At 48.3% G+C, this 22891-nt stretch carries 21 protein-coding genes; 13 read left to right on the top strand and 8 right to left on the bottom strand.

Annotated elements, in window-relative coordinates:
* The first annotated feature begins 16 nt into the window (after nucleotides 1-16).
* Nucleotides 17-985, top strand: coding sequence for a type I phosphomannose isomerase catalytic subunit (locus tag RQP50_RS02655; protein ID WP_072727247.1), 969 nt, complete (start codon nucleotides 17-19; stop codon nucleotides 983-985).
* Between the two features lie 149 nt (nucleotides 986-1134).
* Nucleotides 1135-1647: an aminoacyl-tRNA deacylase gene (locus RQP50_RS02650; RefSeq protein ID WP_083544751.1), complete on the top strand. Its 513-nt coding sequence runs from the start codon at nucleotides 1135-1137 to the stop codon at nucleotides 1645-1647.
* Between the two features lie 55 nt (nucleotides 1648-1702).
* On the opposite strand, the gene RQP50_RS02645 is transcribed toward RQP50_RS02650, so the two are convergent.
* Nucleotides 1703-3556, bottom strand: a complete 1854-nt coding sequence (locus tag RQP50_RS02645; protein WP_315743045.1) for a hybrid sensor histidine kinase/response regulator transcription factor — start codon at nucleotides 3554-3556, stop codon at nucleotides 1703-1705.
* Nucleotides 3557-3740: 184 nt separating this feature from the next.
* Between RQP50_RS02645 and RQP50_RS02640 the strand changes: the two genes are divergently transcribed.
* A complete protein-coding gene (locus RQP50_RS02640; RefSeq protein WP_315743043.1) occupies nucleotides 3741-4571 on the top strand; it encodes a type II CAAX endopeptidase family protein in 831 nt (276 codons plus the stop codon).
* 184 nt (nucleotides 4572-4755) lie between these two features.
* On the opposite strand, the gene RQP50_RS02635 is transcribed toward RQP50_RS02640, so the two are convergent.
* Complete coding sequence (locus RQP50_RS02635) at nucleotides 4756-5070, bottom strand: ArsR/SmtB family transcription factor (protein WP_072727250.1); 315 nt, start codon at nucleotides 5068-5070, stop codon at nucleotides 4756-4758.
* Nucleotides 5071-5275: 205 nt separating this feature from the next.
* On the opposite strand from RQP50_RS02635, the gene RQP50_RS02630 reads away from it, so the two are divergent.
* The 6 genes from RQP50_RS02630 (at nucleotide 5276) to RQP50_RS02605 (ending at nucleotide 11327) form a co-directional block, all read left to right on the top strand.
* Nucleotides 5276-6502: an MFS transporter gene (locus RQP50_RS02630; protein ID WP_315743042.1), complete on the top strand. Its 1227-nt coding sequence runs from the start codon at nucleotides 5276-5278 to the stop codon at nucleotides 6500-6502.
* A 161-nt stretch (nucleotides 6503-6663) separates the two neighbouring features.
* Nucleotides 6664-7338 (top strand): response regulator transcription factor, encoded by a 675-nt coding sequence (locus RQP50_RS02625; RefSeq protein WP_268623739.1) that lies wholly within the window; start codon nucleotides 6664-6666, stop codon nucleotides 7336-7338.
* Complete coding sequence (locus RQP50_RS02620; protein WP_315743041.1) at nucleotides 7335-8720, top strand: sensor histidine kinase; 1386 nt, start codon at nucleotides 7335-7337, stop codon at nucleotides 8718-8720. Before RQP50_RS02625 ends, RQP50_RS02620 begins: the two co-directional genes overlap by 4 nt.
* A 249-nt stretch (nucleotides 8721-8969) precedes the next feature.
* Complete coding sequence (locus RQP50_RS02615) at nucleotides 8970-9884, top strand: ABC transporter ATP-binding protein (RefSeq protein ID WP_315743039.1); 915 nt, start codon at nucleotides 8970-8972, stop codon at nucleotides 9882-9884.
* Nucleotides 9881-10594 carry an ABC transporter permease gene (locus RQP50_RS02610; RefSeq protein WP_072727254.1) on the top strand — a complete coding sequence of 238 codons (714 nt, stop codon included), beginning with the start codon at nucleotides 9881-9883 and terminating at the stop codon, nucleotides 10592-10594. Before RQP50_RS02615 ends, RQP50_RS02610 begins: the two co-directional genes overlap by 4 nt.
* Nucleotide 10595: 1 nt before the next feature.
* Nucleotides 10596-11327, top strand: coding sequence for an ABC transporter permease (locus RQP50_RS02605; protein WP_185929432.1), 732 nt, complete (start codon nucleotides 10596-10598; stop codon nucleotides 11325-11327).
* Between the two features lie 110 nt (nucleotides 11328-11437).
* Here the strand turns inward: RQP50_RS02605 and RQP50_RS02600 are convergent, their stop codons facing one another.
* The 5 genes from RQP50_RS02600 to recQ form a co-directional block, all read right to left on the bottom strand.
* On the bottom strand, nucleotides 11438-12382 hold the full coding sequence (locus tag RQP50_RS02600) for a DUF2167 domain-containing protein (protein ID WP_315744542.1): 945 nt from the start codon (nucleotides 12380-12382) through the stop codon (nucleotides 11438-11440).
* A 256-nt stretch (nucleotides 12383-12638) separates the two neighbouring features.
* Complete coding sequence (locus RQP50_RS02595) at nucleotides 12639-14447, bottom strand: B12-binding domain-containing radical SAM protein (protein ID WP_315743033.1); 1809 nt, start codon at nucleotides 14445-14447, stop codon at nucleotides 12639-12641.
* Nucleotides 14448-14621: 174 nt separating this feature from the next.
* A complete protein-coding gene (locus RQP50_RS02590) occupies nucleotides 14622-15098 on the bottom strand; it encodes a DUF5680 domain-containing protein (RefSeq protein WP_315743031.1) in 477 nt (158 codons plus the stop codon).
* A 100-nt stretch (nucleotides 15099-15198) separates the two neighbouring features.
* The gene (csaA, locus tag RQP50_RS02585) at nucleotides 15199-15561 is read right to left on the bottom strand and encodes a chaperone CsaA (RefSeq protein WP_315744541.1); all 363 of its coding nucleotides are present in this window, start codon (nucleotides 15559-15561) and stop codon (nucleotides 15199-15201) included.
* 173 nt (nucleotides 15562-15734) lie between these two features.
* A complete protein-coding gene (gene recQ, locus RQP50_RS02580) occupies nucleotides 15735-17552 on the bottom strand; it encodes a DNA helicase RecQ (protein ID WP_315743029.1) in 1818 nt (605 codons plus the stop codon).
* A 270-nt stretch (nucleotides 17553-17822) separates the two neighbouring features.
* Between recQ and RQP50_RS02575 the strand changes: the two genes are divergently transcribed.
* Complete coding sequence (locus tag RQP50_RS02575) at nucleotides 17823-18851, top strand: RluA family pseudouridine synthase (RefSeq protein ID WP_315743027.1); 1029 nt, start codon at nucleotides 17823-17825, stop codon at nucleotides 18849-18851.
* 254 nt (nucleotides 18852-19105) lie between these two features.
* On the opposite strand, the gene RQP50_RS02570 is transcribed toward RQP50_RS02575, so the two are convergent.
* Complete coding sequence (locus RQP50_RS02570) at nucleotides 19106-19576, bottom strand: GNAT family N-acetyltransferase (RefSeq protein ID WP_315743025.1); 471 nt, start codon at nucleotides 19574-19576, stop codon at nucleotides 19106-19108.
* A gap of 166 nt (nucleotides 19577-19742) precedes the next feature.
* On the opposite strand from RQP50_RS02570, the gene RQP50_RS02565 reads away from it, so the two are divergent.
* From RQP50_RS02565 to RQP50_RS02555, 3 genes are all read left to right on the top strand, one after another.
* Nucleotides 19743-20792 carry a hypothetical protein gene (locus tag RQP50_RS02565; protein ID WP_315743023.1) on the top strand — a complete coding sequence of 350 codons (1050 nt, stop codon included), beginning with the start codon at nucleotides 19743-19745 and terminating at the stop codon, nucleotides 20790-20792.
* Between the two features lie 98 nt (nucleotides 20793-20890).
* A complete protein-coding gene (locus RQP50_RS02560) occupies nucleotides 20891-21424 on the top strand; it encodes an RNA polymerase sigma factor (RefSeq protein WP_315743021.1) in 534 nt (177 codons plus the stop codon).
* Nucleotides 21424-22833: a DUF4179 domain-containing protein gene (locus tag RQP50_RS02555; RefSeq protein ID WP_315743019.1), complete on the top strand. Its 1410-nt coding sequence runs from the start codon at nucleotides 21424-21426 to the stop codon at nucleotides 22831-22833. Before RQP50_RS02560 ends, RQP50_RS02555 begins: the two co-directional genes overlap by 1 nt.
* The last annotated feature ends 58 nt before the right edge of the window (nucleotides 22834-22891 follow it).

Below are 22891 nucleotides of genomic sequence, written 5' to 3'. Positions count from 1 at the left end.
TCGGGAGTGAGAGAACATGACAAGACCTTATCCATTGAAGTTTCAACCAGAATTTAAAGAACGCGTATGGGGCGGCCGTGCTCTGACGCAATTCGGATTGGATTTGCCAGAAGGACATATTGGTGAAGGTTGGATGATCGGCGATCATCCGAATGGTACGACGAAGGTCGTTAACGGTGAACTGGCTGGACTTGGCTTGGACGAAGTACGTGAACAATACGGCAAGGAATGGTTCGGCTCCAAGGGCTTCTCTGAGAAGAACGGCCGATTCCCACTGCTTATCAAGCTGTTGGACTGCAATGATGATCTCTCAGTTCAGGTACACCCTACTGACACGTATGAAGGTCTGCCGCAAGGCGAACTTGGCAAGACAGAGATGTGGTATGTGCTGGACGCGAAGCCAGGCGCGAAAATCATTTACGGCTTGAAGGAAGGCATTGATCGCGCAGCAATGGCAGAGGCGATCGAAGATGGCCGCATTATGGAGGTTCTCCAAGAAGTATCCGTACAGGCCGGAGATACCTTCTACATTCCAGCTGGTACGGTTCACGCACTATGTGCGGGCGTCGTAGTCGCTGAGATCCAACAGAACTCCGATACGACTTACCGCCTGTACGACTACAATCGTCCAGGTCTCGACGGCAAGCCGCGCGAGCTGCATATTGAGGATTCCTTGAATGTCATCGCATACGAAGGCGCTGGCGCAACTCGCATGTCTACAAATGGCGCTGTCGCTAACGAGTGGCTGGTGCTTGCGGAGTCTCCGTACTTCCGTGTAGAAAAAGGCATCGTTGAGAAGCCATGGGCACTCGCAACAACAGAAGAGAGCTTCGTCATTCTTGTTGTATGCGAAGGAACAGGCACACTTACAACTGCTAACGAGCAAATCGCTTTCAAAGCAGGCGAATGCTTCCTGCTTCCTGCCAACCTTGGTGAATATACGCTTGATGGCAACTGCACTGTATTGCGCTCTGTTGCTCCTTAATGCACGCATAATTGACTCGGCATCCGATTCCTTACGGGGAGACCGGGTGCCATTTTATTAGCAAGCGGCCTACACTTGCACTTACACTTGCACTTACACGTTCACTTGCATTTACACGAGCTCTTTTTCTTTTGAATGGAGGAACATAGATGAATGCGAATAAGGAATATCTAGAAAATCCGGAACCACCACAGTCAACAGATGAATATGATAACAAGCTTATTTCCTATCTCCGCGCGAATCAAATGGCTGCGGAACATCTGCGTCTACATACACTGTGCCATTCCGTTGAGGATGCTGCTCAAGCGGTGCAAGCCGATAAAGCTGATTTTGTTAAAAATGTCTGCATGATCGATGGTGAAGGTCACTTACTTGTAGCCATCGTCAAGGGCGAAGACCGCGCAAGCACCAGCAGAGTTGGCAAGGCACTGCTTATTCCCCCTCCACGCTTGGCGCTCGAGCAAGAAATGCTTCAGCTAGCCGGATATCCTGCCGGCGGGATTCCTTCCTTTGGCTTCACAGCCACATTTCTTATCGATCCGAAAGTTCTGGAACAGGAATTCGTATATACAGGCGGGGGCTCCCCCTATTCACTGACGCGAATCTCCGTTCAAGAAATGGTGCGTGTCAATCAAGCTATTGTAGCACGAGTACGAAAATAACTGTCCAAATATACAAATAAGCGCCTAGTGACTTCACTAAGCGCTTTCTCTCATTTTATACAAGACGTGCTTGCCGTGCTGCATTCGCGGCGGACATCCGATCGTTTACTCCCATCTTGGCATATAGGCTTGAGATATGATTGCGGATCGTTCCTTCGGACAAATAGAGAATCTGAGCAATTTCACGGTATTTCTTTCCTTGCGCCAAATAATAGAGCACCTGCTTCTCACGTTCAGTTAAGCCGAATGGATCTTCACTGCTTTCTATGCATGGCCCCACACTCCCTGCCGCTTCACTTCGATCCTCAGCGTGATCCATTTGCAATAATTGATCGGTCATCAATCGTGCGATCGGCTGCGATAGGAGCGTTCCCCCTTGATGTACAAGACGGACGCTGGCAAGCAGCTCCTTCGGATGCATGGACTTTAGCAGATACGCTTCCGCTCCCGCATCAATCGCTTGTACGGCATAATCTGATTCCTCAATCGTTGTCAGCAGAATGATCTTCACATCCGGCCATCGCTCCTTCATCACACGAACAGCAGCCAAGCCATCCATTCGCGGCATTCGAATATCCATGAGCACGACATCAGGATGCTCGCACTCCATATATTCAATCGCTTCCTTCCCATCCACCGCTGCACCTATGACATAGACATCATCTTCTTGGCTGAATAAATAGCACAAACTCTCACAAAAGAGCTGCTCATCATCAGCAATGAGCAAGCGGATCGGCTGATCGCCCTCTATATGCAACTTGCGCGGAAGCTTGCATACAATCTCCATGCCGTTCCCTAATGAAGTACGCATCATTAAGTTCCCACCATAAGCATGCAGGCGATCCTGCATGGATGACAGACCATAGCCAAAGGTTAGCTTCTCATTGCCTAGCCCATTGTCCCGAATCGATAAGCATACTTCTGTCTCGTCATAGACAAGGTTAACCTCGATCGATGATGCTCTACCATGACGCACTGCATTTGTAGCGGCTTCCTGCACACAACGCTCTAATACCATACGGTGTGCATAAGGAATAGAATAGATGATGCCTTCTGTTTTGAGATTACATGCAATACCAGTTTGATTGCCAAGCGTGTCCAGCAAGTGCTTCAATACCTCATCCAATGTTCGCTCCCCTTCTTCAGAAGGAGCGATATCATGAATGTGATGTCGGATTTTTTCAAAGCTGCTCCGTGCGTGTACAATCACACTCTCAAGCCTACTTTTTGCTTGTTCAGGGTCGTCCCCCATAAGAACCTTGACCGATTCCAACCCCATAACAATCGATGCATGTGAATGACCTAATGTATCATGCAATTCGCCAGCTACGCGATTGCGCTCCTCCTGAACGGTAAGCCGCTCCACTTGCTCCGCATATTGACGAATAATATTGAATTGATGCTCATTCTCTTGAAGCAGCTGCTTCATTCTTCGTTGCGAATGCAGAAACACATGAAAGCCAACACCGATCCCGAACAATATGAAATGATTAACAGACGAGTCCAAAACCTGAAGCCAAGATAACTTGCCACTCCATAAACCAATGAAAGGAAAAAGTCCTACAATCGAACCTCCCCACCATACATTCTTCCTTGACGTCATAAATCCAATGAGAAGTGCGGGCAGCACCATATTGTCGAGATACACAGGCATCGACAAATGCATGGAAATGTTAATGCCTCCCGACAAAATTATTTCCGAGGCAATAAATTTCGACGGGTGAATGCTGCCAGGTCTCCAGACCCACAAAGGCAGCGCAGAACACAATATAAACGGTACGATTGTACGTCCGGTATGAACCGTACTAAAGTCCGGTGATATGGCAATATAAACTGCCCCTGATAAAATCCAGAGAATGTATAAGCCCATTAGTGCTGTGTCGATCCAATGCCATTGTCGTTGCTCCATTCACTTGCCTCTTTCTATGTAAGTACATTCTTCTCTATATCACTCAGCCAGTTATATTTACGACATCCTAACTTCCAAAATAGGATATTCATATGACAGCATTTCAGATGTTCCTCACTGGGAGCACCATCCTTATTGTAATATGATAGGCCCGTGAAAAAAAGCGAAACCGGAGGAAAGCAGCATGTTTTCTAATTTACACAACCAAACAAAAGCACTGATTTACACAGCAATTGTCTTCATTCTGGCTATAGGCGTCAGTATCGTTCCGAACACCAATTCCTTACTGTATATGCTGACTCCAACAGCGGCTGCCTTAATTATGCTCCTAATAGTTACGAGGGATGGGCGATCGCGTTCCGGTTGGGCCGCGCTTGGATTACGAAAATGCGGGTTCAAATGGTGGCTCCTATGCACCATGGTTCCAGCTGTTATTGTAGCCCTAAGCTATGGATTCGCCTGGGGAGTTGGTGCCCTAGTCATTGATGTCCCCCCCACCTATGCAGGCTATGATTGGACGGCCTTCCCGATCGTTGTCGCGATACAATTTGTCAGCGCCGTACTTACGAGCTCACTTGGTGAAGAACTTGGCTGGAGAGGTTATTTGCTTCCGCTTCTTGTAAACAGCTTGGGAGAGAGAAAGGCGTTATTCGCCACCGGCCTGATTCACGGACTATGGCATATCCCAATTATATTGCTATCTCCCATCTACCACCAAGATCAAAATCCGTTTCTCGCATGCTTATTCATCGTCGTATCCTGCCTGTTCTTAGGCCCTGTCATCGGATATATTCGATTACGTTCATCCAGCGTATGGACAGCTTCTATCTTCCACTCGGCACATAACGTAATGTGGAGTGTTCTGCGCGGCATGGCAGTTCCGACTTCAGGCATTGCTCTATATGTAGCAGGTGACAACAGCATCGTTGTCATTCTCTGTTATATGCTGCTTACGGTATGGGGCATGAAGCGATTGAGCCACCAAGATGCCGATGTTCGATCCATAAACACATAATAAACTGAACATTGATGTTCCAAGAGAGTAGTAACAAGAGAGTTCGTCTGACAGATAAATAAAGACGCCTCCAAAACCACTGTACTTGTGGGTTGGAAGCGTCTTTGTTCATGCATGTTCATACCCATGACGAGCTCCGTTCTTCAACTTTGGCCTTTACGAGACCTTTCCTCTGTCTGCCGAACTACGACGTCATATCCTTGGCTTGGGTCAGGATTACTTGCATTAAACCAGGAAAGCGTGCTTCGAGCTCATCCTTGCGCAAACAGATGAATCGCTGTGTTCCCTCCATTCTAGTTCGAATAATGCCTGCTTCGCGCAGTACTTTGAAATGATGGGACATGGTAGACTTGGACAGTGATAAATCGAATCCCCCGCAAGTTTGCTCCGGAATGCTCATCAATTGCAGCACGATACTCATTCGAATCGGCTCGCTGAGCGCATAGAACACTTGCGAAAGTTCAATATGTTCGATATCGGGATGAAATAATGTTCTCATGTCATTATTGTACCGAAATGATTGACATCATTCAATAGTTCGATTACACTCGAACTATTGAACAAAGGTGCGCACCTTCATATTCAGTGAATCTTACCTATATTCACTATCATTTGTAACCTATGAATCATCTCGATTAAGAACGATCCCTTGTGTCCATCATTGCCGCATGAGATCGTGTATTTATTACAGGAGGCCAGTTACAATGAGCAACACGATGAATCAACCGCATGCCGCATCATCATTCCGTCCTATTATGTCTTTATTCTTTGCCACGATGTTCATCATCGGTACAGATACCTTTATCGTATCTCCTATGCTGCCAACACTACGAGAAGTTCTGCATATCTCTGTCGAACAATCAGGATGGCTTATTTCTGCTTATGCACTCGGATACGCCCTTTTCGCCCTAATCGCCGGACCGCTATCCGACAGACTGGATCGCAAGTCTTGTCTCCTCGGAGGGATGCTGGGATTCTCCCTGTTCACAGCACTGTGCGGTTCAACAACAAGCTTCACCCTCTTATTCGCCTACCGCGCCTTGGCGGGAATAAGCGCGGCAATCGCCTCGCCGCAAATATGGGCATCCATCCCTCAATTAGTAGCACCGCACAAGATCGTCAAAGCGATGGGCGCCGCAACTGCTGGCTTAGCCGTCTCGCAATGTCTCGGCGTACCTCTTGGCAGCCTGCTTGCCGCGAGCAGTTATAGACTGCCCTTCTATGCCATCGGAGTAACTGCGCTGCTCATTACCATCATATTGGCGCTAAAGCTCCCTTCTATCCCACCAGCGACGAAACAACGAAGTTCGCTGAGCTCTCTTGGACGACAATATCGCGCTCTTTTCTCGCGCCGCAGCACCACCTTTGCTTTTCTCGGATATTTTTTATATCAGCTAGGTACTTTTTCTACCTTCTCCTATCTGGGGAATTGGCTCGCTGATGACTTTTCTCTTACTGTACAGCAAACGGGACTATTCATCCTTGGCTTTGGGATCGGAAATTTATTCGGCAGTCTTCTCGTCTCGAGGGTGGAACGCACGCTCGGCATTCGGCGAACTGTTACATATTCACTCCTTGGCATGATTGCGATGTATGTGATCGTCATGACCAGCCATCTTATTGCATTCATTAGTATCGCTTATGCGCTGATCGCCTTGTGCGGCGGCATGCTGTTCCCTCTCTTAATGGGAACTCTTCAGAAGGATCAGCCGAATGCACGTGGAACCGTATCCGCGCTGGCGAACAGCACGATGTATTTCGCAACGATGCTTGGATCCGTTCTGGCTGGTGTTCTCTATGCACGCATCGCGGGGTTTGCTTCCATCGTAGTTGTTACGATGCTGTGCTATACAGCATCAATGTTCATCTTCCGCAGCCTGCTTCACAGCCCGCAAGCGATCAATAGTCAAGCGGCCATGCAGCAGAAGTAGATTCGGCCTGTCTCCTATTCGGTACTAGTAGCGAGGGCTGATGTAATCTAGGATGTACTACACGGCTATCGTACAACTATTGCATTCTTTCTCTATCTCTGGTTTCATTTGAGCTATAATGTTCAATGACACGAAGACACGATAGGGAGAGATCGTTCATAATGAGTCAACGGCTATTATACATAGAAGATGACAAAGAAATCGGAACATGGACCAGCAGTTATTTGCAAGATAAAGGCTATCAGGTAATGTGGCTGCTGTCCGGCGAGCATGCACTGGTGCATGCACCTGATAGCGATCTGATCATACTTGATGTGATGCTTCCCGGATTGGACGGATTTACGGTGGGACAGCGTCTGAAACGCGAATATCCGAGCACGCCCATCTTGCTGCTGTCAGCCCGCACGTCTATTGACGACAAGCTTCAGGGGCTGCAATTTGCCGATGACTATGTAACGAAGCCCTTCCATCCGGATGAACTCGCTGCAAGAGTGGAAGTACTGCTGCGGCGCTTCGAGAAGCAGTCCCCTGCTTCCATCGAGTTGAAGCATCTGCGCATATCCTTGCATGACAATCACATTGTGCATACCTTGACCGGAGAAGAAATCACACTTACCGGCAAACAGCACCATATATTTGCCTTCATGCTGCGTCATGCCAATCAGATCTTAACGAAAGAACAAATTTATGAGAGCGTCTGGGGCGAACCCTACATGGAGGGCGACAAGACACTCATGGTTCATATTCGGCATCTGCGGGAGAAAATCGAGAACGATCCAGGCCAGCCGGAAATTATTGAAACGATTCGCGGCATCGGATATCGGGTGAAGCTATGAATTCCCGTATTCCACTGCGCAAATCACTGCTGATCCGGTATTTGACGCTTGTATTTGTCGCGCTCATGATATGGCCGATTATTTTTCCATTAACCTCTACGATTCTCTATTATGTATCTCTCTTGCAGAATGGAGAGGAACCCGTCGAGAATCGTTATGCGGTAGCGGCTAAGTTGGAAGAGAGGTGGCACCAAGAAGCTGTTCAATTCAAGCAAGCCGATCGGGCTGCGATTGATCAGAGACTGCATGAGCTGAAGAAGGAGTACCCGGAGGCCAAATTATTCTGGGTAGATAACAGCGGTACTACTCGCCTTCAGCTTCCTGTACAGCCCAGCCTGCCAGCACAATGGAATGCTGGGGACGCCATCACCTTTATGAAGAAGAGCTACGATGGAGATCCGTTCACCGTCGTAGCTTTTATCGGGCAGGATCCGAAGCAAGGATTCATGGTTATGCAAATCGCTCGAAATTTGATGGTATCGGATAGACAGGGATACAGCACAACACACGCTCTTATCATCATCGCCCTCGTGTTTGTTCTGTTTACAGTTGCCTCTTGGTGGTTCTTCTATAGACTTCGGGGCCGGCTTGTGCGGTTAGGCAAGGCGATGGTTCCCGATAACGCCAATGGCTTGCCTTCGCCAATTGAGATAACAAAGTGGGATGAAATTGGTCAATTGGAGCATACCTTCAACCAAATGATCAAGCAGCTCACCTCTAGCCGGCAACGGGAACAAGAGGAAGAAACGCTGCGCAAGGAACTGATCGCTAATTTGTCCCATGATCTTCGAACACCGCTAACTACGATTCGGGGACATGCCCACTCGCTCCAACGAGAGCCATTGTCTGAGCAAGGTCAACAGTCGCTTGTTCTTATCGATAAGAAAGTCAATGATTTGGGACAGCTTGTTGATAATTTATTGGCGTACACGCTGCTGTCTGCTCACAAGTATTCGCTGAAGATGGAAGCAACGGATATGCTGCGGCTTGTCCGAACTTCTGCGGCGAGCTGGTACCCGATTTGGGAGAAAGAAGGCTTTGAGATTCATATTGAGCTCGCGGAGCAGCCCGTTACTTGGAGGATCGATTCACAGTGGATGACGCGCATCCTCGATAATTTATTTCAAAATATTGTGCGCCATGCCGCAGAAGGCCGGTATATTGGAATTGCGATTCATGCGCATGGAGAGAAGACCGCAATTGTGATTGAGGATCACGGACCTGGTATGAGCGCTGCGTCCGCAAGTAGAGGCGTTGGCCTTGGGCTGACGATTGTCGAGTTGATGACCGCAGAAATGCAGCTGCAATGGCAAGTAACGAGCAGCCCAGAAGGGACAAGGATGAGCATATCGCCTATGAAGGCAATGAGCGTATCAAACTAAAGGACAAACTAAAGGACAAACTAAAGGGAACTCAATGAAATTAATCACTTCCACTCGAAAAACCGAACTACCGAAAGTCTAAAGTATCCGTATGAATAAGCGCCCCCCATTACACCCATGGACGCGATCATGTTCATGGGCTTCTTCTTCTCCTTTTTTAAACAGATCCTTTCTTAAACAGAATTTAAACAAGCAGCCGCCTTTGTTTTAACCTTCGACCTGTATCGTTAACTGACGAGGTGATATACATTGAGTGAAACAATCATTCAAACCGAAGGGTTGACGAAAACATATAGCGACCGCCGAGCAGTCGATCAGCTTCGGCTTACGATTAAACGCGGCGATATATACGGCTTCCTTGGCCCGAACGGCGCAGGCAAGACAACGACGATCCGCATGCTGCTTGGACTCATTCGCCCTACGAAGGGCAACATTCAAATATTCAACAAGAACTTGCACTCCCATCGGCTGGAAATCTTGCGCAAGGTCGGATCTCTGGTTGAATATCCATCGTACTATGCTCATCTGACTGGACGGGACAACCTAGAGGCCATACGCAGAATTATCGATGTGCCGAAGTCGCGGATCGATGAAGTGCTTGCCATCGTTCGTCTCACAAACGATGCCAATCGCCCAGTTAAGGGGTATTCGCTTGGCATGAAGCAGCGGCTTGGCATCGCCGCAGCTATGCTGGGCAGTCCAGAGCTGCTCATCTTGGATGAGCCGACCAATGGCCTTGATCCTTCTGGTATTCTGGAAATTAGAGAGCTGATTAAGAGCCTTCCCCATCAGCACGGCATTACGGTTCTTGTATCCAGCCATCTATTGAGTGAGATTGAACAGATGGCTACGCGCGTAGGCATTATTCAGCATGGACGTATGGTCTTTCAGGATTCCATCAGCGTATTGCAGGATCAGGCGCAGCATCGTATTCGATTCGCGGTCTCGAATCCTGTCAAGGCAGCGAATCTGCTCGCTGCATCTGGATATGCTGTAGAGCAGCAGGAAGGATGCGTCTTGATGAACTACATGCCAGACAGTCAGGTCGCCTCCCTCGTTGATCTGCTCGTCCATAACCAACTGTCCGTGTATCGAGTAGAAGAACAGCGGCAGTCGCTGGAAGAGATCTTCCTCTCAATGACTGGAGAGGGGAACAATCGATGATCGGGAAGCTGCTGTCATCTGACTTTGTGAAAATACGCCATACATGGATATGGCTGCTCATTGTCCTAGGTCCTGTCGGCGTCATCAGCCTTCAAGCGATCAATTACAGCTTGCGCTACGACTACCTCGTATCGAAGCTGAAGGATCAAGTATGGATCGGCCTACTCAGCGACATTAAAATACTGGCGGTTCTCGCCCTATTATTTGGCATTACACTCGTGACATCCTTGATCGCAAGTATCGAGCATCGCCAGCGATCATGGAAGCAGCTGCTTGCCCTTCCCGTGTCTCGATTCAGTGTATTCTCATCCAAATATATTCTGAGCTTGTTCATGATGTTCACTGCATCGCTGCTGCTTGCTGTCGGATCAGTTCTGCTCGGTCTGCTTCTCGGCTTCGGTGCGGACATCCCTTGGTCTCTGCTGCTCAAGAACAGCTTCTATCCATTCTTAGCGGCTATGCCCATACTCGCACTGCAGCTATGGTTATCTACCGTTATCAGCAACCAAGCCATTCCACTTACTTGCGGAATTCTAGGCACGATCGTATCCGTGTATTCGATTAGAATGCCGGATTGGATGCCGTACAAGTGGCCGCTGCTTGTAAATGAAGCCAATATTCCAGAGTACTCCGTCATCGCAGGTATCTTGATCGGCTTCGTCGTCTTTCTGTTCAGCCTTGTTCACTTCATTAGAAGGGATGTGGATTGATGTGGCAACATGGCTGCGATTATTTCAATCTGAACGTTTAAAGTTGGGCAAGTCCCATATTGGACTGCTTACTCTGATCAGTCCTCTGCTGGCCATGCTCGTCGGCCTATTCATTTCTGAGCAGCAGCCGCCCGAAATCCAGTGGCTCTATTTATGGTCGACGATGTCAATCGCGCACGCGATGTTGTTCTTACCGCTGTTGGCTGGCGTGTTCTCTGCATTTATATGCCGGTACGAGCACGCGGGAGGCGGTTGGAAACAAATGCTTTCCTTGCCTGTGTCCCGCTCCAGCCTATACTTGGCGAAATTCGCCCATGTTACACTGCTGCTGGGACTAACACAAGTACTGTTCCTGCTAGGTGCAATTGCTGTCGGCTTATTAAAAGGATATACAGCACCTATCCCTTGGACTGAACTTCTGAGAGCCTTCTCCAATGGCTGGCTGGCTACATTGCCTGTTGCCGCGCTTCAGCTGTTCGTGTCCGTATCATGGTCAAGCTTCGCGGCTCCGCTTGCTATTAACGTGATGCTGACACTGCCGAATATGCTCATCGTCAATTCGGAAAAGTACGGCCCCTGGTATCCTTGGGCACAGCCTGCACTCGCGATGAACGGCGTGGAGAAATACGGGGCATTCAATGTCTCGCTCGGCACTCTTTTGTTCGTCATTGTCGGTGGATTCCTGCTCTTTCTACTTAGTGGTCTTATTTATTTCAACCGCAGAGACATGTAGCTTTATGAGGATATCCTGCTTCTTGTAAAGACGTAGAAAAAAGAGGCAGATAGACATCATTGTCTAGTCTGCCTCTTTCCATATAGGATACGATCCTGTTCATTTTGAATTTATGACATTGGCGGCTGTTGAGATGGAGGCTGCTGCGAGGATTGCTGAGAAGCTGATTGTTCATCACCTGCAGCAGATTGCACGTCCTCTTCTTCCTGCTCCTTGTTGCGCTTCTTGCCTGTTAAGAGCTTCCACAAGCCAGCAATGACAGCCACGATAACGATCCAGAACTTTTTGAACAAGCCGAGCGCCAATGCGATTAATCCAACTTTTTTGGCAACGGCAACACCCGCTCCGCCAAGGATAAGTCCAGCCAAGCCATACTCCGCGACCTTATCCGTCGATTCATTGAAATCCTCATAGCGCTTGCCTTCTTTGATTTTCAGTGTAGACAAGACCAGATCATTCATTTCCTTGCGCGATGCTTCTACTTTTTTGGGATCACAAACCAAGATCGCCGACACATAACCCTCTCGCGTCAATATACGCTCGTTATAATTGACCATTGAGGCATTGTCTTTGTCATGCAATAATAGCGACCATACAACTCTACGTGCTGTTTCATCATATTTAGGTGCTACGTCCCAACCATCCACGAATAGATGATTTTCAGGGGTCATTTCTTTATTTGCTTCTTCTTGTCCGTCTTTGTAACTCTGCAGCAGTTCATCTGCATCGATCTCATTTTTATCGCTATCTTTGATATGTCCCGAATCGGAATACTTAAAATACAAAACCCAGCGGCCGTCTTCTGGCATGACCGTACCGATTTCGGAGCCGGAAGGCTTGCCTCCATTTTTCGTAATCAAGACTTTTGTTTGTGTACCATTTATGTATTCCATTCCTTTTTTCAAGGTCACTGTCGCAATGCCTTGATCAAGCTCTACCGCCTGTCCCGCCCCGACAGTGTAGTTCGCAGTACCCTCAGCATGTGCAGGCATCGATCCTGTCATAAGAAGTGCAGCACACCCCATTATGACGGCTGTTTTTTTGAACCATTTCATCACAATCTTTTACCTCCTAGAATATCTCTCTATTTTTCTCTCGACAAACTATACCGGAAGAAGGAATGTATGAAAATAAGTACATATGCCCACATTTTGATTATACAAAGTGACAAACCGTAATTTCCTTGAGACTTTTGGTATGTTTTTCATTTCCAAATCCTACCCCATCCTATTTATTTTTGCTGATAGGACTAGACGAGAAGAGATAAAAAAAGCAATCTTAGGCCTAATACCTAAGATTGCTACTAAAGTCCTATTCAACAATAACCATCATGGATTGGTTCACCGTAAACAGCAACGGTTTTTCATCATCTGTCTGCTGATACAAGAAAATGCCGTACACTTCATCTGTTAACCCCTCGTCGGTTGTCTCGAAACCATGTTCCGTATGTTGGGACATTCCGAGTGAACGGCTGCGAACAACTGCCTCTAGCGGGATCATCTCTACAACAGCGTGCTTATGCAGCTCCTTCTCCGAAAGACCTAGAGCTGCGAATTGCTCAGACACAAGCTCAGCCTGTACTGCCGCCCATTGCAGAACGCGCGAAGCCTCCTCTTTCTGAAGCTGTCTGTTCCACCATACTTTGCGCGGCTTATACTTATGGTTCATGAAGTAGTCGAGCTTCATTAACCCCAATGCCACATGCGGCTTTTTGAGTCCGTGCGCGGTTAAAAAGGCATGCAATCTTACGAACAAATCCTCTAATTGATGTCCAATCTTCTGCCAGCCATTTGCTTCCCAGAAGTCGCCGAATGCTTGGAAGAAATCAAACGGTGAGTCGAATTCGATATGCATCAAATACTCCATCGTCCGATCCATGCGATGTGCGTTCCAGTACTTTTCCAGTACGTCTTCCAAACGTTTCAATCGCACGACATCACGGAACGGAAGCGCATCATTCGACAGCATTTCGTATGGTGCATGATCCATGAAGACATAGCCGTACTTCTCAGCATCCAGACGAAGTCCTGTACCACGCAGCATCTTCAAGAATCCGAGCTGCAATTCCTCCGGACGCAGTGCAAATACATCGTTGAATGTCTTGCGGAATGTATCGTAATCCTCAAGCGGCAGCCCTGCAATCAGATCCAAGTGCTGATCGATCTTGCCGCTGTCCTTCACCTTCATTACGGTTCGGGTCAGCTTCGTGAAGTTCTGGCGCCGCTTCACAAGCTCATTCGTTGGATCGTTCGTCGATTGGACGCCGATCTCAAAGCGGAATACCCCGGGTGGTGCATGCTCAGCCAAGTAATCAAGCACCTCTGGGCGCATAATGTCCGCCGTGATCTCAAATTGGAATACACAGCCGCGATGGTTCTCAATGAGGAACTGGAACATCTCCATTGCGTAATCACGCTTGATGTTGAACGTCCGATCGACGAACTTAATGAGCTTCGCCCCATTGTCGATCAAGTACAAGATGTCCGCCTTCGTGCGTTCAATATCGAAATAGCGAACGCCAACCTCGATACTGGATAAGCAAAATTGGCAGCTGAACGGACAGCCGCGGCTTGTCTCGAAATAGACAACACGCTTGCCGAGGCTCGGAATATCCTCCGCAAAGCGGTGGGGGGATGGAATTTCATTCAAGTCCAGCTTCGGCCGTGGCGGATTGATAACGACCTCGCCCTGCTTGTTACGATACGCCACCCCGAATACGAAATGATACTTCCCTTCGCTTTCGATCTCCCGCAGCAAATGAAGCAGCGTCTCTTCTCCCTCACCCATAACGATGAAGTCAACATCCGACAGCCGCTCCATCCATTCCTTCGTGTCATAGGACACCTCGGGGCCGCCAAGTACGATGCGGATCTCCGGCCGCACCTTGCGCAGCATGTTGACGACCTTAATCGTTTCCTCAATGTTCCATATATAACAGGAGAATCCGATCACATCCGGCTCTCGCTGATACAGATCCGAGACGATATTCATCACCGGATCCTTAATTGTATATTCGGCAATGTCGACATCGAACTCACCTTCGCAATGCGCCTTCAAGCAGCGTATTGCCAGCGAAGTATGAATATATTTAGCATTTAATGTTGCAAGTACGACTTTCATCTAAACCTTCCTCTCATCAGACACTACCTTAAAGTGACCAAGCTGCTCGATCAGCCTCTACCATTATAACCAAAGTAAAGGCAGATCTCGACATGCATCCAAGAAACCACCTTGAACAGAAAAGCAAGCTGCAGGCAGCTTGCTTTATTCTGTGTCAATGCAATCGAAAATGGATTATCGAATCATGCCGCCACTATAGTGCAACTCGTAAACTCTATGATCTCCCTTGAAGATAAGCTCCTTGCCAGAAAACTCACGCAGTGATCCTGCAAACTCATTCTGGTATTGATAAGGTTCACGCTTATATAGACTAGGGCCACGGAATAACGATGCAGCATCCACCAATCGTAACGCCTCCCGCAGAAACCCATAAATCGATCGAGTATCATCTGTATCTGCATCAGAAACGACAGTACCACCTGAATATACCATCGACCATATCGGACGATTCTTGTATTCGACGATCTCTTGCCCTGCGAAAAAGGCAGAGCCAAAGTAAATATCCCGATATACGTAGTCTCCACTGCGGTATTCCAACTGCACGGAGCCAGGTAATATCGGTTGGACAGATGTGTTATTGTCCGCTGCAGCATACGTACGCTGCTTCGCGTCTACTAAAAAGTGCGCAAGCTCTTGATCATCACCCAACATCGTGTACCTCTTCTCTGTTTTTCAAATCAACCTAAGCAAGATTAAGGCTCCGCTACATTACAAGAGATACTCCTTATCGTAGTGATACGGATCTATCCATTTATGCAATCGGTGTACCGTTCGGAATGATTTCGTCAGTATTTAGTAAAACAACATCGCCTTCTCCAGGCACACCACCCAATACAAGCACTTCAGAGTCGAAGCCAGCGATACGGCGCGGCGGGAAATTCACGATAGCAACAACCTGTCTTCCTACCAGCTTGTCCGGCGTATACCGAGCTGTGATCTGTGCACTTGATCGCTTCGTGCCGAGCGGCCCGAAATCGATTGACAGCTTAATCGCGGGCTTGCGTGCCTTCTCGAACGGTTCTGCCTCCACAATCGTTCCAACACGTATATCGAGTTTCATAAAGTCCTGAATGCTTGCTTCATCTTTGATTCGTTCCAGATTCAATTCGTGCATCATGCCTCAGCTCCTTATACACGCTATTCATCGCATCAATGTTTGTGTCCGTTCTTCAAGACTTCCTATCTTCCTAATCTATCTTCATATCTGCTCTTGTATTTGTCCTCGCATGTCCATATACGCCACTCGTTACATCGCTTCTTACCATTCATCTTCATTAGCCCCAAGATCTATTCCATATCGTAGCGACCTGCTTCTTCTTCCCGCTGCTGGAAAAATTCAAGGAACGGCATGCCGAACTGCTTCAGCTTCGCTTCCCCGACCCCTTTAATACGGAGCATGCCCGCTTCGGTCGTCGGCTGCAACTCCGCCAATTCCCGCAGCGTGCTGTCATTAAACACAATGTAAGGCGGTACTCCAGCCTGGCTTGCCAATTCGCGCCGAATGAGACGCAGCTGCTCAAATATCGTTTCATCAATGGCAGTACCAGCCTTCGGTTTCAACGACTTCGCAACCCGCTGTTCAACGGTTCGCTTGCCCTTCAATACATCCGCTGCCAGCGGCAGCAGCCGCACGACTGGATACTGCCCTTCGCTAAGCTGCAAGTACCCCTCGGCTATAAGAACATAGATGAGATCCGAAATTTCCTTCTCCGCCAAATGCCGCATTTCGCCATGCGTAGACAACTTCTCAAATCCGTACTGCATGACCTTCTTGTTGCGCGATCCCTTCAGTACGGAAGCAACCATAGATACGCCGAACCGCTCACGCATCCGGTAAATGCAGGAGAAGATCTTCTGCGCTTCAATCGTGATATCAATCGACTCACGCTCGTCCTTGCAGTTTCCGCATACGCCGCATGGCTGCTCTCCATCTTCTCCAAAATAGCGAACCATATAATTCTGCAGGCAGCCGGTCGTGTAGCAATAATCGATCATGACTTGCAGCTTCTTATATTCATGCGCCTTCCGCTCTGGAGCCGCCTCGCTTTGTTCGATGAAGAACTTCTGTGTCAGTATATCCTGCGGATGGAACAATAGCACGCATTCGCTCGGCTCCCCATCGCGTCCCGCGCGTCCTGCCTCCTGCACGTAGGCTTCCATATGCTTCGGCATGTTGTAATGCAGCACGTACCGCACGTTGGACTTGTCGATGCCCATGCCGAACGCGTTCGTCGCTGCAATGACACGCACATCATCATAGAGGAAGGCTTCCTGCATCTTCGCCCGCTCCTCATCTTCGAGTCCAGCATGATAGCGGCCAGCAGCTATTCCTGCACGTCTCAGCATGTCATAGATGTCCTCGACTTCCTTCCGCGTCGACGCATAAATAATGCCTGATTCGCTCGACCGCTGCCGGACATAATCAAGCGTGAACGCCTTCCGCTCCTCGCCGCGAAGCACCGTAAACGACAAGTTATCCCGCTTGAATCCCGTAACGACAAGTTCGGGTTCCAGCAGTTCTAAGGAATGAATAAGATCCTCCGTTACTTCCGGCGTCGCGGTTGCGGTAAATGCCGCCACAATCGGACGCTCGCGGCCACTCTGCACAAGTTCCTGAATGAAAGGCGCTATTGTCCGATAGCTTGGACGAAAATCATGTCCCCATTGCGAGACGCAGTGGGCTTCGTCTACTGCTACCATCGATATCGGAATGGATTTCGCGCGTTCCCGGAACCATTCTGTCTCTAACCGCTCCGGCGCTACATAAAGCAGCTTAATGCGTCCTTCCTGCGCCTGCCACATGAGACGGCCCGCTTCCCCCATCTCAAGCGTGCTATTGATGAATCCAGCCTTAACCCCCAAGCTGTGCAGCGCATCCACCTGATCCTTCATTAATGAAATAAGCGGCGAGATCACCAGCGTTACCCCAGGCAGCAGCATCGCTGGAATCTGATAACAAATTGACTTTCCCCCGCCGGTAGGCATAATCCCCACCGTGTCTTTGCCTTCGGCAAGATGTTCAATAATTTTCCGTTGTCCATCGCGGAAGCCATCGTAGCCGTATACTCGCTGCAATGCGCTTCGCGCTTGGTCCATTGTAAACATGTGCGTAGACTCCTTTTCCCCGTTCCCTTGCGGCAACCCGTTGTTCCTGTCCTTCATTATAACATGAGCTTTTCCTATGAGGTAATAGCTTCCACTTCACGGTTACCTGCCCATATGTACGCCGTTTCGCCTATTCTGAATAGAATCTGCCCGAACTTTCTGCTATAGTGATAGCATTCCATAGAACATGTCCTACAGCGCGCCATCAGCGCCATCTATGAAGCGCACTGTTCTGTATAGAGTTGTCACTCAATCAAGGAGGTCTTACGAATGCGTAAGCGAGAGAACCATAAACCGAGAAAAGGCCCGCAGAAGAATCAGCCGGCGAAAGCTTACCAATCCGCCAAACCAGTCAAACCAACTAAGCCAACTAAACCGACCCATCATACACCGCCGAAGGCTCGCGAATATACGGTTCAGGAACCGGCCGAATTGCTCAGCTTCTTATTAAATACGGTGGAAAATATGGGGCGAAACTCCATCAAATCCACACTTGCCCGCGGTCAAATCTCTGTCAACGGACAAGCCGTAACTGCCTATAATCATCCACTCCAGCCTGGACAAGTTGTAAGCTTGTCGAAGGAGAAAATCATTGAAGCTCCTCCATTTGTAGGTTTGTCGATACTGCATGAGGACGACGATATCATCGTCATCAACAAGGAAGCCGGTCTGCTGTCTATTGCCTCCGAGCAGGAGAAGGAGTTGACTGCCTACCACCAGCTAACGACGCATGTTCGCTTGCAGCATCCGAGCAACCGGATATTTGTCGTGCATCGTCTCGATCGGGATACGTCCGGGGTCATGATGTTCGCTAAGAAGGAAGACATCAAGCAGCAACTGCAAAATAATTGGAAAGAAATCGTACAGGAACGATCCTATGTTGCGCTAGTTGAAGGCAAGGTTCGCCAGCCGGAAGGTACAATTTCCTCCTGGCTGAAGGAAATGAAAACATTAAAAATGTATTCCAGTCCGTATCAGAACGATGGCCAGCATGCGGTTACGCACTATAAAACACTGGAAGCCAACAGCGCTTACTCCCTGCTGGAGGTTCATCTCGAAACGGGGCGCAAAAATCAGATTCGCGTTCACATGGAGGATCTCGGTCATCCGATCGTAGGTGACAAGAAGTACGGCGCCAAATCAAGAGGATTGGGACGACTAGGTCTGCATGCGCGCATCCTGGCATTCACTCATCCAACTTCAGGCAAGCCAATGCGATTCGATACAGGCATTCCGAAGCCATTTACCCGCTTATTGCAGCAAGACGGATCTGCTCCAATCAGAAAAGATCGCCGCTAATTTTCTCAAATTAGTTTACGAAACGATATCGTAGACGAAACAAATACAAATAGCCGATCTCCTTACATATAAGGGATCGGCTATTTTTTCACCTATTTAGTTGGAGCCCCCAATCTCTAACCCATCAGCAGCGCGTCTCATACCTCACCATGCCTTTTGCCTGCCCTTAGCTGCCTCTTCCATAACACTTATGAGCGACATAAGACCAGTCAGAAGATTGGGTATCGGGCCTCCTTCTCTTCTGTTGACCTGATTTACAACCGCTTGCTCATCTTGTAATTCACCAAGTCTACTCCTCTGCGCTGCACCGTCTGAGCTTGAAGGATGCAGAACCCGTGCCGCTCGAAGAAGGGAACGGCCGTAATACTTGCATCTGTTCTCATTTCAGACAGCCCCAGCTTCCTCGCTTCCTGCTCCAGCTTGGACAACAATGCCGTTGCAACACCTTGCTTCTGTACATCCTTATGAACATAGAGCCGATCCAAATACCCATCAGTATCCAAATCGCTAAATCCGACCAATTCACCGCCCCGAATCGCTACATACGTCATATGCTGGCTTAACGACTCTGCCCAGCGAGCCAGCTTCTCTTCCTGTTCATCATCAGGCGCCCAGGCTTGTAACTGTGCAACGGTATAATCTTTTGCGTTCACGGTATGTACCGTATCAAAGAATAAGGCGACAATCTGCGCGATATCTTCTCTTTCAAATGATCGTATATGCATGATATTCCAGACTCCTTCCATTACAAGTCTACCAAAAATAAACGAAACCAATCATTCACCTATTCTATTATAAAATCATTTTTTTATTTTCTCGTGAACCTCCTCTCCACTTCAAGCCATCTAATGGGTACATCAACCAAAACCAATCGATTCAGGAGGATTCAATATGAAATCTTATAAATTCATGCTTGCTGCTGCTATCACTGTAAGCTTGCTCACCACAAGCCTGCCAGCTAACTTCACGCTTCATACCGCATATGCTGCGGAACAGCCGACAAACGAAGCTGCAAAAAAAGCTGCTACCGAAGCAACGGCATTGGACAGCCTTGATCCCGCAATGATCGAAAAAGCAAAGAAGGCCCTGCAGGAGCTAGCTCCTAAAAGAACGATGGAACTAACTGCTGTGCACAGTGGTGCCGAGGCAGGCTATGAATATCTCGGAGAGGATCGGCTGTTAATCGAAGACAAAGACAATCGGGCGCGCGTCATGATCGGCAAGGCAAAGGGCGATATTTTAGCATGCGAAATCAACTTCACATGGCAAGAGCTCGATACTTCGCTTCAGTCCGTGATCCAAAAAGCAATGAAAAGTTTGGATGCACAACAGAATTTCAAGATTAGGCAAATTACTCGTGTCAAAGCCGATAAAGGCATGAACCATTGGACCTTCAACGACGGCAGCAATATTTCAGGCATGGTTGATGCAGTCACAGGCAAAGCAACATACGTGTCAACAGATTACGCCTTGGCGAAAATCGATTCAAAGTGGAGCGCGCTAGCCAAGAAAACAATTCAATCCCTGTCAGCAGACAAAAACAAGCAGCTTCGCAATTTCGTCCAAATGTACATAGACATGCAAGCAGAAAACCAAAAAACAGCCTCATTCTCCGATGAAAGCGGCCGTTATCTGGTCAAAGTCAATGCTGCTACAGGCAAGCTGACGTCCTTTGTCAACTATGAGGAATTTACCCATTATGCATCAGAAGAAGCACGCAAGAAGGCATTCGCCAAGCCTTTTTATACGAGTGACAAAGCCATTGCTGCGGCTGCTCCAACGGTCAAGCAATATTTCGGCCTAGACTTGAAAGGCTACCAGGTTCACGTTAAGCAAGAGCAGTATACCTTCACGAAACAAGGAAAGCCGAGCGTCTATGGTAAGATCAATGAGAAAGGAAAGTTCTGGAGCATGTCCCTTACTGCTCCAGCGACATCCTGAACCCATTGAATAAAGCATATAGGGATTGCGTCTCGGGCCTCTATCGCACACCATGATACGGGCCTTGGCGCTCATTATAAATAAAGGAGATCACCACTGTGCAGCAGACAGAACAACTCGCAGCACGAGCTTGCAAGGGGGACAAGGAAGCATTTGGCACACTCATTCGCGCCTATGAAGCCCCCCTATACAGAGTGGCCAAGTCAATTGTACATTCCGATGAAGATTGTGCAGATGCCATACAAGAAGCCGTGCTCAAAGCATATCGATCCATCCATTCGCTGCGCGAGCCGAAATATTTTAAAACCTGGCTCGTTCGCATCCTTGTGAATGAATGCCGAACATTGCTGCGAAAGAAAAAACAAACCATACCCTTCGTTGAGCTCCAGCATTCGAAAGCCGAAGCTAGCGAGTATGAACATATCGAAACACTGGAAATCGTCAATGCGCTAGAAGAAGACCTTCGAATCGTTGTAACACTGTTCTATATTGAGGATTTGCCGCTTAAGGAGGTAGCCGATATGCTGGATCAGCCTGTCGGCACCGTGAAGTCTCGCCTGTTCCGCGCCAGAAACAAGCTCGCGGACATGCTTCATATCTCACGTGAGAATGGAAAGGAGCTAATGATTTAATGAATTCGAATATCGACGAACAAATCCGTACGCACCTAACCGGAAATCTCGGCTCCGAAATCCCAGAGCTCGTAAAATCACGTTTGGAGCAAACGCTGCAATTGCTTGAGACAGAATCCATGCCGATGCAGCATCGGACTCATTCCCGCCATCGGAAAGCTTGGTTCATTACGGCCGCAGTCGTGCTCGCAATCGGGGGAACATTAGCTTCCGGATTCATTTCACCCGCTATGGCTGAAACGCTCAGAAAGGTGCCGTTCATCGGGCAAATCTTTGAGGCACTCGGCGATAACGCCTTACAGAATGCGAATCGGAAAGGATTGTCCCTTCCCGTCAATCTGAGCGCAACGGATCAAGGCATTACGCTGACCATTACCGAGGTGTTGTATGACGGCATGGAAATTAAGCTTGGCATACAGGAAAGCTCGACGAACAAACTTCCTATTATTTTGGATCGGTCGGACAGATATGAAATTGTGAAGAGCCAGACTCAGGAGGATCCAGCACATACGATGGATATTTGGCACCATGCTTGGACAAATGTGCGCTCGGAAACCTCTACGCAAAACATCGGAATATTATCGTTCGAATCGATGCTCGGCACGGAACCGGATCGAGACGCCAAAATATCGAAAGAATTCCCGCTGCCGATCACGATTAAGAAGGTCGGAAATGTGGAAGGAAACTGGAAGTTCCAAGTTCCCGTCAAATGGAATGCGTCCCTGACGAAAAAAATTCCTATTAATAAGACCAATAAGGCGCCTGACGGCATTGGCTCTATCACGCTTCAGTCCGTCGTTACTTCGCTGCTAGGAACCGAGATTCGATTCACGACCGCAGAAGCCTACCCATCGACTTCTTCTAGCTGGAGCGGATTCAACAGCGACTATATGGTTGTGGATGAGAACGGATATATTATTTCATCTGCAGGCGGTCAAGGCGGGCAAGGCAATCAAATGCAATCGAATATTGCAGAGATGATACATACGAAAAAGTATGATCCAATACCCGAGCGCTCCAAGACGCTCATTTTCAAGCCCTATAAGTCCGGAAGCCGGTATGGCGATGCAGCGATCACACTGAATCCAAATGCGCTTCCACTGACGCTGCAGCAGGGAGAGGTTGGCTCCGTTACAGTGAACAGCATGGCATTCGAAGAGGACAGAGTCATTATTCAATATGATGTGAACGGCAACGACCCTGTAGGCCAGAAACTTGCCATGGAGTTCATCCAAGACGGAAAACGAGTATTTAGCGACAATTCCAAGCTGCTGCGTGTGAACAACGGCGTATATTCGTACGTTGGCGAATATCCGTTCCAAAAAGACATGCCCATTAAGCTGTATTCAAGCAAGCTGCGCAAAGCGACCTTTTATAAGGAGCTTGAATTCCAAGTCCCGTTACGGTAAAATCCGATAAAGTACAATTGAGAAGTAAGTTTCGACAACTCCTACTATTCATTTCAGT

The sequence above is a fragment of the Paenibacillus suaedae genome (genome assembly GCF_032337355.1).
In the GTDB taxonomy this organism is placed as follows: domain Bacteria; phylum Bacillota; class Bacilli; order Paenibacillales; family Paenibacillaceae; genus Paenibacillus_B; species Paenibacillus_B suaedae.
Note: the sequence above shows the minus strand (reverse complement) of the source record. Positions and strands in the feature narration are given on the sequence as shown.